The 13,320-nt window shown below is 67.2% G+C and carries 8 protein-coding genes, 1 tRNA gene and 1 riboswitch; of the genes, 1 reads left to right on the forward strand and 8 read right to left on the reverse strand.

All coding sequences use genetic code 11. The features are described 5' to 3' along the window. Positions 1-5: 5 nt before the first annotated feature. From ACWKY3_RS01155 to ACWKY3_RS01190, 8 genes are all read right to left on the reverse strand, one after another. The gene (locus ACWKY3_RS01155) at positions 6-1,049 is read right to left on the reverse strand and encodes a DUF4430 domain-containing protein (RefSeq protein WP_449314593.1); all 1,044 of its coding nucleotides are present in this window, start codon (positions 1,047-1,049) and stop codon (positions 6-8) included. Continuing rightward, on the reverse strand, positions 1,046-4,936 hold the full coding sequence (locus ACWKY3_RS01160) for a DUF4430 domain-containing protein (RefSeq protein WP_449314594.1): 3,891 nt from the start codon (positions 4,934-4,936) through the stop codon (positions 1,046-1,048). Before ACWKY3_RS01160 ends, ACWKY3_RS01155 begins: the two co-directional genes overlap by 4 nt. A gap of 31 nt (positions 4,937-4,967) precedes the next feature. Beyond that, a riboswitch (adenosylcobalamin-variant (AdoCbl-variant) riboswitch) is annotated at positions 4,968-5,069 on the reverse strand. A 786-nt stretch (positions 5,070-5,855) separates the two neighbouring features. Continuing rightward, positions 5,856-6,323: a universal stress protein gene (locus tag ACWKY3_RS01165; RefSeq protein ID WP_449314595.1), complete on the reverse strand. Its 468-nt coding sequence runs from the start codon at positions 6,321-6,323 to the stop codon at positions 5,856-5,858. A 141-nt stretch (positions 6,324-6,464) separates the two neighbouring features. Beyond that, positions 6,465-7,907, reverse strand: coding sequence for a sensor histidine kinase (locus ACWKY3_RS01170; RefSeq protein WP_449314596.1), 1,443 nt, complete (start codon positions 7,905-7,907; stop codon positions 6,465-6,467). After that, the gene (locus ACWKY3_RS01175; RefSeq protein ID WP_449314597.1) at positions 7,900-8,580 is read right to left on the reverse strand and encodes a response regulator transcription factor; all 681 of its coding nucleotides are present in this window, start codon (positions 8,578-8,580) and stop codon (positions 7,900-7,902) included. The genes ACWKY3_RS01170 and ACWKY3_RS01175 overlap by 8 nt, the downstream gene beginning before the upstream one ends. 266 nt (positions 8,581-8,846) lie before the next feature. Then, on the reverse strand, positions 8,847-10,046 hold the full coding sequence (locus ACWKY3_RS01180; RefSeq protein WP_449314598.1) for an ABC transporter permease: 1,200 nt from the start codon (positions 10,044-10,046) through the stop codon (positions 8,847-8,849). Further along, complete coding sequence (locus tag ACWKY3_RS01185; protein ID WP_449314599.1) at positions 10,043-10,780, reverse strand: ABC transporter ATP-binding protein; 738 nt, start codon at positions 10,778-10,780, stop codon at positions 10,043-10,045. Before ACWKY3_RS01185 ends, ACWKY3_RS01180 begins: the two co-directional genes overlap by 4 nt. Further along, entirely contained in the window at positions 10,774-12,261 is a 1,488-nt protein-coding gene (locus ACWKY3_RS01190) for an efflux RND transporter periplasmic adaptor subunit (protein WP_449314600.1), read from the reverse strand. The genes ACWKY3_RS01185 and ACWKY3_RS01190 overlap by 7 nt, the downstream gene beginning before the upstream one ends. A 972-nt stretch (positions 12,262-13,233) precedes the next feature. Between ACWKY3_RS01190 and ACWKY3_RS01195 the strand changes: the two genes are divergently transcribed. Beyond that, a tRNA-Leu gene (locus ACWKY3_RS01195) sits at positions 13,234-13,320 on the forward strand.

The raw sequence follows: 13,320 nt of genomic DNA on the forward strand, positions 1-13,320 counted from the left end.
CGGCGCTACAGCCCCTCTTCCGAGGACAGCACGAACTTCCAGATAACGGAATCACCATCGGCAAGCGTGTAAAGGCTGCTCCCGAAATTGGGCTCGTACCCGTTGACGAAGTACTTCCACCCGCTGCTTGACCCCTGCGCGCGCTCGGCCAAACCGCCGATGCTCTGCACGTACACGCTGCCAAACCCCACGTTGTACGTGGACGCCACGGCCAGGCCCGTGCCCTTGAGCGCGTCGTAGGCCGTCGCCCCCTGGTCAAACGTGAGCGTGCCCGCATAGGACACCGGCGACCCGGCGTTGCTGGAATCCACGCTCACCCGCACCGTAATGGCGGCCGGCGCCTCCGAGCCGGCGGACGAACCACCGCCCGCGCCCTGGTCGGGAGACGAAGGGGTGTTGGCCGCGCTATCGCTCGTTGCGGAGGAATCGCCCGAGGAAGAACCCTGCGCCGCGGATGACGTGGAAGAGCCCGCGGCGCTCCCCGTCGCGGAGGAGCCGCTCTCTGCGGAGGGTTCCGTCGCCGTGCCGTCACCGGCACCGGCACGAGCGCCATCGTTCGACGCGTTCGCGGAATCGGCGGACGAAGATGGGTCGTCCTCGGTTATGCCAGCGTCCTCGGTTGCCGCATCCCGGAACGCATCGGTATCCTCCGCGCTCGGCTTATCCGCGTCGGCAACCACCCGAACGGAAGCCCCGCCATCCGCACCCTCTTCGCCACCAGAGGACGAAAGCGCGGAGAACAGCGCCAAACCCGACACGGCGATGATGAAGGTCGCGAACGCCGCTAGGCACCACGCCGCCGCCCGCGCGCGTCGCCGCGGCGCGGGCGCTTCCCTCTGTGCGCCATCCGCCGCCGCGCCCACGGGGAGCGCGGCGGCTTTGGCGCTATCCTTGGCGCCCTTGTCGGCGCCTCTACCAGTGCAAAGAGGCTGCGTCGGGTTGGCGGGCATGACGCTTTCCGCGCCCTCCTCCCGCGCTTCCGTCGCTTCCGTCGCTTCCGTCACTTCCGCTTGGTCCTCGCCGTGCACGTTCTTCCCCTCGTTTGTCATTGCGCTCCCTTCTCCCTCTCTCGACGGCGCAAGGCTACCAGCCACGCCACGGCGGCAAGCAGAAGCATCGTGCCAGCCACAAGCCCAACCACGGCCAGCAGCGGCACGCCCGAAGCGGCGGCCCCGGCGGCGTCCTCGGCGGTCGCCGACGTCGCCGGGGCGTCAGCGCCGGTGTTCTGCGTCCCCTTCGCCGCCTCGCTCGCGGAAGCCTCCGTTTTCCGCGCGTCCGCCTGCGCATCGGCCGCAAGCGGCGTGGCGTTCGGAGCAATCGCGCCAAACAGCGTGGTGACGGGCGGCGCCGTCGTAATCGGCGTCGTGTTGTCAGGGGTGGTCTTATCGTCGGCATGCTCGTCATCGTCTCCGTCATCGTCATCCGAATCATCCGGTTTCTCCGGCCCTTTTGGCCCCTCCGGTTTCTCCGGCTCCTCCGCGCCCCCCGAACCAGAACCACCCGCTTTTAGCCTGAACAACATGCCGGAGTCGTTGGTGTAGTAGAGGTTGCCCTGCGCGTCGGCCACCACCGATGCCGTGCAGTGCTCCTGCGCGCCCTCCGCAGGAACGTACAACCGATAGACGGACGTATCGCCCAATTTGTAAGCGTACACGCCGCCCGGTTCCGCGTTGCAGGTAAAGTACGCCCACACGTCGCCGTTCGACAGCACCGATACCAAAGGCGAACTCTGCACCTCGCCCTTGTCGGCGCGCACGGTGGAAACCTTCATCGTGGCCAGGTCGATAACCGACAGCGTGCCGTACCCTTCCGCGTCCACGCCGCCCACAAAGGCCCTTCCCCCAACCACGGCGGGCGTGGACGTGGACTTTGCCGCGAAGGAAACCGACTTCGCGGGCGAAAGTTCATCGCCCGTTCGTGTAATTTTGTGCAGCGTGCCATCGTAGGAAACCGCCAGGAACGCGTCCTTTTCGCCCGGGACGGCCACGATGCTCGCGCGCACCTTCTCGCCCACCTTCACCGACGAAAGCACATCGCCCGTATCGCCGTCCCGCAGCTCAACCGCGCCCGATTCGCCGCCGATAACGAGGTCGTCCCCCGACACCGCCGCGCCGGCCCAGTACCAACCCTCGGCAACACCAGTGTCCGCCGTCGCGCGGTCCCGCTGCCAGACCACGCGACCGTCATCTGTGTCCACGCACCTGAGCATTCCCACAACGCCCGCGCTCATTTCATCCACGTTGCCCACCACGGTAAATCCGGCATACACCCGGCCATCCGCGACCGTGAGCGACGAAAGCGACTGGTAGGACCCTTCCGTCGCCGCGGAAAGCGCCGGGGTTTTCCACACGCACGTGAGCGCGTCGGCTGTAAACGCCGCCAGGCTACCGTCATCGGCCGGCACGATAATCAGGCCGTCCGCATACACGGGACGGCAGAAGTATGCCGAGCTGGCCCCCGTGTCCACACGCGCCAGCTCCTTGCCGGTTTTCAGGTCGAGCTGTATGAGCGCGCCGTCGGCCACCACGTACATCCAGTCGCCCGCGATGACGGGGTCCGACACGCCGGTACGCGGCGCGCCATAGGAGTACGACCAGTCCAATTGCGCCGACTCCGTGGGCGTGGGCACGTCCTGAACCACCGCGCCGCCCGCCGCACCGCCGGCGGCGAAGCCCGGCCAGGGGCTTTCCAAATCGGGCCGCGGCGCGTCAGGATCCACTTCGATGCCCGGATCGGAGGGGTCGCCGCCGTCCACGTTGGGCAGCTTCTCGCGGTACGCGCCGAAGTACAGCGTGAACGCGTCGCCCGCCACAAAACCGGCGAATTTCGTGCCCTCGCCGCCCGTGAACGACCCGCCTTCCTCAAAGCGGCTCACCCACGTGTCGAAGCACTCCCCGTTGAGGTACGGGTACCAGGCATCGCCCGACACCACGCCCCACTCATCCGGATCTCCGCCGGTCAGCGTCACGCCTGAGCCGGTGGGCGAGGTCACCGACAGCACGCGCGTCATGTTGAGCGTCGCGTCTTCGTCCAACGCGTACGAGGCGCCCGCCGCATCCAGCACGGCCTTCGCCACCGTCACGCCGTCGGCGCCCGCGGGCACCGTGACCGCAAGCCCGCTGCCCCAGCTTTCCGCCTCGCCTGCGGCGTCGCGCCCGATGACGGCGCCCGCAAGCGTGATCATCTGCGGCGGCGCATCGGCGGCGGTGAACGCCAGCGTCACGGTATCGCCGGTGGTCAGCGCCGTCGAGCCGTCCTCCACCGCTGTGCCGTTGACGAACGCCTTCCAACGCGGCGCGCCCGGGTCGCTGCTGTCGCTTGCGCGGACCTCGCCCGCAGGGGAGGTCATCGAGGAGATGGTCAGGTTGCCGCTTTCCTGGTCGTAGGACAGCTCGCGCTTGATGCCCGCCTCGTTGAGCATCGCTTCCACAAACTCGTACAGCGTTGTGCCCTGGTCAACCCGGTGCGTGCGTTCGTTCACCCACGCCGTAGCCGCCTGGCCGCTCGCGTCCACCACCGAGAACGTCACGTTCTGCTTCGTCAGCTCGGCTGTGTTGGGCAGCTCGGCCGCGTCGGGCGCGTAGTACCAGGTGATCTCCATACCGTCGGCAAGGTTCACGGAGCTGGCGCCCACGGTGGACCATTCGCCGTTCACGTAGAGGTTCCAATACGCGTGGCTGTCCTGGTCCCACCCGAGGGCCTGTCCCGTGTAGGGCGAGGTGATGGTGTTCAGATAGCCGTATTCCTCCACGTAGTCGTAGCGCAACCCCGCCGCGTCGAACGCCATCTTCGACGCATCCGCGCCGCTGGCCGCACCGTCTGTCAGCGGCACCTTGCAGCGGACGTTTTCCGCCCAGCAGGCGTCCTGGCCCTCCGCGTTCGGGCCGATCACCGACACGCGCACGTTCACGCTCGTGCGCGCGACGGCAGAGGGAATGTAGTCGGCGAAGCATACGGTTATCGCCTCGTCCGAGGTCACCGGGCTGGTTCCGAACTGGCCGAAGTAGCCGGCGGGCTTGCCGTTGCGGAACACGTTCCAGTTGGAGCCTTTGTTCGCAAGCGTCACCGACCCGTCTGCCGAGGTCAGCGACGTGATGACAGGTTCGTCCTTGTACGTGCCCAGCTCGTAGGCAAGGCCCGTCGCGTCAAGGGCCGCGCACACCGCATCCTGCGCCGACGTGCCGCTTTCCACGCTCACGGGAACCTCGTAGGCCCAGTACTCCCACGCAAGCGCATCCAGCGGACGCCCGATGACCGACACCGTGGGTGTCACAAGGGCGCTTTCGCTTTCGGAGGCGTCTTGTGCTGCGAGCGCGGCAGGATCTTCCCGGTCCGTCGATGGCGTTGGCTCCGGGTTGCGTGCGGGGTCGTCGGATTGCCCAAGCGCGGCTGCGGTCGGTTGCGCGGAAGCCGCGCCGTCGGCCGCCGATGTCGGGGGTGCGTCGTCGGAGTCCGCAGCGGGGGAGCTGTTGGCGGGGTCCGTCGGGATGTTGCTGCCGGCTGTGCCGTTGTCAGCTGCGCCGCCGTCGGCCGTGTTGCCGCCCGCTGTTCCGCCGACCCCGCCGTCGGTTGCCCCGCTGCCGCTCGCGTCGCCCGTCGCGTTGCCGTTGGCGGACGCGCCGCCGCCGGCCGCGTTGCCCGTCCCGCTGCCGCTCGCCTCGCTGCCGTTGGCGGGCGCTCCGCCGTCGGCCGCGTTGCCGGCCGATTCCCCGGATGGCGCGCCTTCCGGCTGGGAGGCGGCGGGCGCTGCCGGCGCGTCGCCGGCGTTTGGGCTGGCGGCGGAAGCGATTGCGGCTTCGGGTGCGTCGGGATTGCTTGCCCAGGCGGGCAGCGGCATCAGCGGCGCTGCCAAAAGCAGCGAGAGGAACAGCGAGAACGCCGTTTTCGACAAGCTCGCGCGGCGCGCATGGGCGCACCGGGGCGTGGTTCCGTTCATACGGGTACCTTTCTTCCAGGGCTCTGCGAGGATGGCAGGCATTCCGACTTGTCCGGCGCGCCGCAGACGCGGCCGGAGTTACGGTTGCTGGCACAGCCGGGGACTCTCACCCCGATTTCCCTGAGGTCGGCACCGGGAGACGCCGCATGCGTCCTGAGCCGGCCCCGTGCGTTTCCGCACGTCCATCATGGCCATTTTTCTTGCGGGAGGCATTGTAGCACGCGCGATGTTTCACGTGAAACATCGCGCGTCGCAGCCCTTTTCGTGCGTTTTGCCTGTCCATCGGCCCTCACCTCGTGCGCCGCGCCCGCCGCAGCCCTCCCTTCGCACCCGTCCATGCAAGATGATTCCCGAAAAACGGACAAGTTCTTGAGTTATGAGTCACAAGTTGCCAAGTTATGAGTCGTTTGTAACGACCCGACGGGCATATTGGGATTGGCGAACATGCGCGACCAGGCGTTTTCCGCTGAAAGGGCTTTCGGGGAAACGCCAAAGTCGCTCGAAAAAGACTCATAACTCGGCAACTTGGCCGTTTTTCGGGAATTTCCCTGTTAGAAACCAGGATTGGCGCGGACCCCGCCGGGTGCGGCTCGGCGGGGGTCGACCGCAGGTTGGTCACAAACCGCGCCCTGTGGCACGCGCGGGGTCGCCTTTCCGCTCTCCGCGCCCCTCGTGTCCGGAGAATCCCCAGGTCGCCGAAATCGCGCGGCTCGCCGGCGCGCCGGATTGGCCGTCCGGAGTGCCACAGGGCGCGGTTTGTGACCAACCTGCGGTAGGGGGGGTATGCTAAAACGGAATCGGCAGAGGCCGCGCGAACGCGCAAAAGTGGCCGGCCGGCATCCTACTTGCGCCGCGCGAACGCGCCGAAGCGCGCGGCATCCTGCTTACCTGCGGAGGTCACCCCCCAAGGCGCGGACCGCTACTCCTTCACCACCAGGACGGGGACGGCCGCTTCGCGCAGCACGTGGCTGCTCACGCTGCCCAGGATGCCGCGCAGTGCGCCCAGCCCGCGCGAGCCCATGACGATGAGGTCGCAATCGTGGTCGGCCGCATAGGAGACAATTTGGGAGCCGGGGTGCGTCTCCTCCAGAAGCTCGACGACCACCTTGTTCATGAGGCCGGCCAGCATGCCGTCCACCTGCCCGTGCAGCCGACCGTTCGCCTCGGCGGTCACCTCTTCAAGCGCTTCGCGCATGCCGTCGGGCACCGCGCCGTTCACGGGGCCGCTGGCTTCCAGCTTCTCGATGACCAGCTTCTCGGTGTCCATGATCTGCACGATGTGCAGCGTGAGGCCGGGATCCTCCTTCGCGAAGCGGACGGCTTCGGCTAACGCCGCCGTGGCCGAGGGCGATCCGTCGTAGGGAACCATGACGTTGTCGTAGAGCATGGCCGCTCCTTCCGTGTGCGGGCGGCACGCTCCGTTGCGGCCGCTCGATTCGCTGTCATGGGGCCAGTATAGCAGGCGCCCGGCCCTATCGGGCGGGGGGGAGGGGGGAGGCCCGATGCGGGCCGTCCGCCACTCTCGCCCTCAACCGTTCGCGGGCAGGGTGACCACGGCGCGGGTGCCGCGGGGGTGGTTGGGCGCGAGGGTTATCTTGCCGCGGTGCGCGCTCACAATGCCGTGCGCGATGGAAAGCCCCAGGCCGTTTCCCCCGGTTGCCCGCGAACGGGCCCGGTCGGCGCGGTAGAACCGCTCGAACGCCCGCCGCCGCTCCTCCTTGGACAGGCCGCAGCCCGTGTCCGCCACGCACAGCACAAGCCGGCCGGAGCGGGCCTCTGTGGTGACGGTCACGGTGTCGCCGGGTTCGGTGTACTTGCAGGCGTTGTCCAAAAGGATGCCCAGCAGCTGGCGCATCTGGGCGGGATCGACCTGCGCGACGCCGCGAAAGCGCAGGTTGGCCACCAGGTGCTTGCCTTGCATCTCGCATACGTCCGCGTACAGGTCGCATGCGTTCGCCACCAGGTCGTCCACGTCCACCGGCTCCTTGGCGGCCTCAAGGCGGCGGTCGTCTTGCAGGGCCAGCTGCATGAGTTCGCCCACCAGCTTCTCCAGCCGCTTCGTCTCGTCAAGCGAGGCGTCCACGTCCTCGAATCGGTCGATGACGCGTTGCTGCGGATGCCGCAGCAACAGCTCCTGCTTCATGCGGATGATGGACAGGGGCGTGCGCAGCTCGTGCGAGGCGTTCTGGACGAACTCGGTCTGCTTGCGCCAGTTGGACACCAGCGGGCGTAGCAGCCTGCGCGAGAGCAGGTAGCTTGCCGCGGCCGACACGCACACCGCCACCGCCAGATAGGCGGCAAGGGTGGACGAGAGGCCGTCCAACGTGGCTTTCTCGGAATCGACGTTGACGAGCACCTGCAGGTACGCTTCCTCGGAAGGCCCAACCGCCGCCTTTGGTGCGGATGTTCCCTCCGCCGCCCCGAGCATCCCCTCCGCCGCGCCGTGCCCCACGCCGGCCAGCACGTAGTTGACGGCCCGGTAATCATGGCCGTTCACGTTCACCTCGTAGATGGAGCCAAGGCTGGAGGCGTCGAACGGCGTGCCGCTGAAGTAACCGTCGTAGGACGAATACGGCCCCAGCGCCTCCACGACGGCGCCTTGGGAGTTCCGGTACAGGTACACCGTCTGCGGGCTGATTGCCATGAAGAGGTCCTCGACCAGCTGCTCAAGGCCCTCGTCGTATCCGTTGGGGCCAAGCGGGTTGTCGGTGTCGGCGAAGACCGTTCCCAGGCTGGTCAGCGCCCCGTGCCCTTGCAGGGCGTACAGCGCCCCCATGCTGTCGTGGAGCGCGCCGACAACCTGCATCGAGGGGTTGGCCTCTTCCAGCAGGTCGTCGGAGGCCCGGTAGATGGTTGCGCTCGTGAACCGGAACGCAAGCACGCCGAACCCGCCGAACAGCAGCGCGAACACCGCGAAGAACACGAGCGTGTTCTTCGCCAGCGTGCGCTTGACGTCCAGGGCGCTACTCATCGTCGTGCTCGGTCAGCAGGTAGCCGCCGCCCCGGACGGTCTTCAGGTAACGGTCGTATCCGTAGGGTTTGAGCGTTTTGCGCAACGCGCTCACGTACACCTCCACCACGCTGGGCGAGGTGTCGGACAGAAAGCCCCACACCTTGTCGAACAGCTGGGTTTTGGTGACCAGCTGCTCCGCGTGCTCGGCAAGGTGCTCCAGCACGTCGTACTGCTTGCCCTTGAGGTCCACCGGCGCGCCGTCGATGCGCACGCTGCGCGTGTTGGGGTCGATGACCATGCCCGCGAATGCGATGGCGTGCAGCTCGTAGGTGCCCAGGCTGCGGCGCAGGATGGCCTCGATGCGGGAGGCAAGCTCGTCCATGGAGAAGGGCTTGGCCAGGTAGTCGTCGGCGCCGGCGCGCAGGCCGCGCACCTTGTCGGCCGTCTCGCCCTTCGCCGTTAAGATGAGCACGGGGGTGTGGTTGCGCTGCTCGCGCAGCCGCTCCAGCACGGTGTAGCCGTCCATGCGGGGGAGCATGAGGTCCAAGATGATGAGGTCGTACACGCCCTGCTCGGCGAAGTAGAGCCCTTCGGCCCCGTCGAACGCCTGGTCGGCGGTGAATGTGGGGGCGACGCATTCCACAAGCGTCTGCGAAAGACGGCGGTCGTCCTCGACGATCAAAAGCTTCACGGGCAGCCTCCTTGCTCAAGGTCATTCTATCATGCGGGGCGCGTGGAGCGTGGGGCGCGAGGGCGCGGACGCGCGAAGGGGCGCGCGGCTTCCTGATGCCCCCGTTCTTTGTTGGATGGAGCGGGGGCGTCCCCGCGCGAGGGCGATGGGGTGCGGGGACGCGGACGCACCCCCTGCCCCCTGCCCGTTGCGAGGGCTGCGCCCTCCGCGCGCCCGTCCGGCACGAGCGCCGCGTACCCCGTGCAGACGTCGCCCCCGCGCGCCCGTCACTGGAAGCGCAGCGCTTCGATGGGGTCCAGCCGCGCCGCCCGCCGCGCCGGATAGAAGCCGAACGCCACGCCGATGAGGGCCGACACCCCCACGGCAATCCCCACCGACGCCGCGTTGAGCGCGGGCGCGAACGACATCGTGGGCTGCAAAGCGTTCACGATTCCCGAAAGCCCCCATGAGGCGGCGTACCCGATGGCTATGCCCACGACGCCGCCCACCAGGGTGAGCGCGATCGCCTCCAGCAAGAACTGCCGCACGATGTCGGTCCGTCGCGCGCCCAGGGCCTTGCGCAGGCCTATCTCGCGGATGCGCTCGGTCACGTTGGTCAGCATCATGTTCATGATGCCGATGCCGCCCACCAGAAGCGATATGGCGGCGATGCCCCCCAGCAGCAGCCCGAACCCGCCCATGAGCGTGTTCATCTGCGAGAGCAGCTGCGACATGGAGTACACCGACAACGTCTCGCTCGCGTTGACGCCGCCCAGTATCTCGGTGAACGTCTTCGCCGTCTTCTTGACAAGGGCGTCCGTCTGCTCCTCGGTCGGCTCTCCCCGCGCGATGGCCGTCCCCAGGTACTCGCTCGTTGCGTCCAGGCGCATCTCCAGCGTGGAAAGCGGCACGTAGACGCTGCCGTAGGAGGAGGTGGACGCGTTGCCCTCCAGCACGCCCGCGATGGTGAAGGTGTCGCCGCCTATGGTGATCTCCTGCCCCACGGCGGAGGCGTTCTCGTCGCCGAACAGGTTTTTCACCGCGCCCTTGCCCACCACGGCCACGCGGTTGGCGCTTCGCTCGTCGCTTTCCTGGAAAAACGAGCCTTCGGAGAACTTCAGTCCCGTGGCGTCGGCGTAAGCGGGTTGCGCGCCGGTGATGCCGTACTGCGGCGTGTAGGTTTTCGACGCATGCTGCAGCGTGCCCGATCCCATGCGGCTCAGCACTATCCGCTCGTATTCGGGCATCTGCTGGGCCAGGGCTTCGAAATCGGCCTGCCCCGTCTCCACGTAAGGGGAGATGTTGACGACGCGCGCTTGGTCGCCGCCCAGTTCGGAGGCCATCGAGTCTTGGATGCCGCCCACCATGGAGGTCATGGCGATGACCGACGAGATGCCTATCACGATGCCCAGAATGGTGAGGGCCGAGCGCATGCGGTTGGCCGACAGCGCATGGTACGCCTCGTAGGCAAGGTCGCGGAACATCATGATGCCACCGCCTTTCCGGCCGCTTGCATGGCTGCGGCGCTTCGATACATCAGTCCGTCGCGGATGAACAGGGTGCGGTCGGCGTGGGCCGCCACGTCGGGTTCGTGGGTGATCAGCACGATGGTGCGGCCCGCGTCGCGCAGGCGTTTGAACGTGGCCAGCACCTGCTCGCCGGTGGCCGTGTCCAGGTTGCCGGTGGGCTCGTCGGCCAGGATGAGCGCCGGGCTGTTCACGAGCGCCCGCGCAATGGCCACGCGCTGGATCTGCCCGCCCGACAACTCGTTGCTCTTGCGCTGGTGGAACTGCTCGGGCAGGGCCACCGCCTCCAAGGCCGCGCGCGCCCGCGCGGCACGTTCGGCAACCGGGCAGGTGGTGTAGAGCAGCGGCAGCATGACGTTGCGCAGCACGGTGGTGCGCGGCAGCAGGTTGAACGCCTGGAACACGAAGCCTATGCGCGTGGCGCGCACCTCGGCCAGCTGATCGGTGGAGAAGCTGGCCAGGTCCTTGCCCTCTAGCAGGTAGCGGCCCTGCGTGGGGGTGTCCAGGCAGCCGAGCGCGTGCATGAGCGTGGACTTGCCGCTGCCCGAGGGCCCCATGATGGCCACGAACTCGCCGCGGTTCACCGAAAAGCTCACGCCGCGCAGCGCGTGGGTGCGCACCCCTTCGGCTTCGTACACGCGATGAAGGCCCTCCACGCGGATGATGGGCTGCGAGGCCGTTGGCAGGGCTACCATGCCAGGCTCGCTTCGTAGCCTGCGTCCGTTCCCGCATCGGTGGCGGACGGGCTTCCCGAGGCGCCTGCGGCGTCCATCGAGGCGACCATCAGGCGATCGCCTGCAGACAGCGTTCCGCTTACCGCGCGCACGGCCGACTGGCTGTTGTCCCTGGCTTCCACCGCCACTTCCACCAGGGATTCTGCAAGATCCTCCTCCTCGCTTTGAGAGGCGCCCGGCGCCTTTTCCTCGGGGGCCTTCATCACGTACGCCTTGCCGCCTTCCCGCACGATGGCCGCGTTGGGGACGATGAGCGCGTTCTCCACCGTGGTCGTGGCTATTTCGGCGCGGGCGGTCATGCCGCTTTTCAGGCGCTCGTCGGGCGCGTCGATCTGCAGCGTCACCTCGTAGCGCACGGCGGTGGCCGACGAGCCGGCGCTTGCCGCGGTTGACGAGGATTCGTTGGTCTGGGCGATGTGGGTGACGGTTGCCGGCACGGAGAGGTCCGGCACCGCGTCGAACGTCACGTGCGCGCTCTGGCCTTCCTTCACCTTGGCTATGTCCACCTCGGAAACGGGGATCTTCACGATGAGCTTCGACATGTCCGACAGCTGGAGCGGGGGCTTGTTCGCCGATGACAAGCTGGCTATGGAGGTTCCCGCAGTGATGTTGCTGGCCAGCACCGTGCCCGCCATGTTCGCGCGGACGGTGCGCTTCTCGGCCTTCGCCACGGCGGCGTCGTAGGTGCTCTGCGCGGAGTCGAGGGCGGATTTGGCGGAATTGACCTGGGATTCGGCATCCGATATCTGGGAGGGCTGGGTGTTGACGATCACGGGGTTGCCCTGCGCGTCCTGGCCCTCGGAGAACGACGGCGTGGTGCGCGCCAGCTTCAGCTTGTTGTTCGCCTGGGTGAGCGCGTCGCGCGCCGATTGCAGCTGGGCGTTCGCCTGCGCCACGGCAAGGTCCAAATCGTCGTTTTTCAGCGTGTAGAGGACGTCGCCCTCGTTGACCGCCGCGCCCTCGCCAACGTTCACGGATTCCACGATGCCCTCCACTTCGGGCGAGGCGATGGTGGTGCGGACAGGCTCGAGGGTGCCCTTGCCGCTCACGGTTTCCTCGAAGGTGCCTTGGGTCACCTCGGCGGTTTGCATGGGCTGCTCCGGAGGCGCCAGAAGGCGGCTGGCGGCGAACCCTGCGCTGGCTGCCACCACCAGCCCCACGACCACGCCGACAAGGATCCGCTTGCGACGCGTGGACAGGCGGCCTTTCGCCGCGCTTTGCACAGGGGCGAACTCATCAAGGCTCAAGGGCTTTGCCAGGGGATCGAGGGGCTTCACCGGGGGATCCAGGGGCTTTGCCAGGGGATCGATGGGCTTGACGGGCGCGGGCGCGTCGCCGGGCTTTTCCGGCTGGGGGCGGGACGACCGGGCGTTTTTGGCGTCGTCCGGGTTTTTGCCCGCGTCGTTTGATCGGCCGCGTTTGGGCGAAGAGGGGGAAGCCATATGCATCCTTTCGTACGGGGTCATCATGCGCCGCATTCTAGCGACCCCTTGCTTAAAAAACGCTTAAAGCGCCGAGATGCGCCCGCGCCCTGCGTTCCGGCTGCGCTCGACTGCGCCTCCGACCTTGCGTTCCGATTGCGTTCCGATCCTGTGTCCGGACCCTGCGTCCCTGCCCTGTGCCTCGACCCTGCGCTCGGGTGCCTGCGTTCCGGCTGCGTCCCTGCCCTGCGCCCGGGCGCCTGCGTCCCGACTGCGCTCCCGACCTACGCCCGGGCCTGCGTTCCGACTGCATTCCCGCCCCGCGTCTCGCGTCGCTCGCGTCCCGTCCGCGCTTCCAACGCTCCCCGCGCCGCGGCGCAAAAAAGGGCCTTGCGTCGGGTGCGCGGCTGCGGTATTATGTCTTTCGCTTTCGGCGCTGCCGGGGGCATGAAGTGCGGGCGTGGCGGAATTGGCAGACGCGTACGGTTCAGGTCCGTATGGGGGCAACCCCATGGAGGTTCAAGCAGTCGAACCGCAATCCTCCTTTCTTGAGTTCATAAATCCAGGTCAAATGGAAATCTCTTCTTCATATCGCACCCCAAGTGCGCCTTTTCGAGAGGCGGTTGGGGTGTGGTTGGGGTGCCACGGGGCCATTCCCATGCATATCCAATAATCTGCGATCATTCCGAAGGCTTCCTGTCGTTGCCACGTCGCTCCTGATGGGAAGTGGTTTTCGCGTGATTGGGCGGTGTCGGGCATGATGGCGTGCCGTTTTTCCTCGATGTTTCGGCACCCCAATAAACGGCACTGTTCACCTGCGAAGACGATTATCCAAGTTTTCCCATCGGCGGGTGTCGGCCCGATCGGGGGGAATGAATAGAAACTGCATAATCGAGAGGGCTCGCGGGGGCGGGCGAAAAAAGGCTCTTGCGTCGAGCGCCCGGCTAGAGTATCATGTAATCCGCTGTCGGGATTTTCCGGGAGCGAAGAGTTGCGGGCGTGGCGGAATTGGCAGACGCGTACGGTTCAGGTCCGTATGAGAGCAATCTCATGGAGGTTCAAGTCCTCTCGCCCGCACCA

This window comes from Rubneribacter sp., assembly GCF_965361815.1.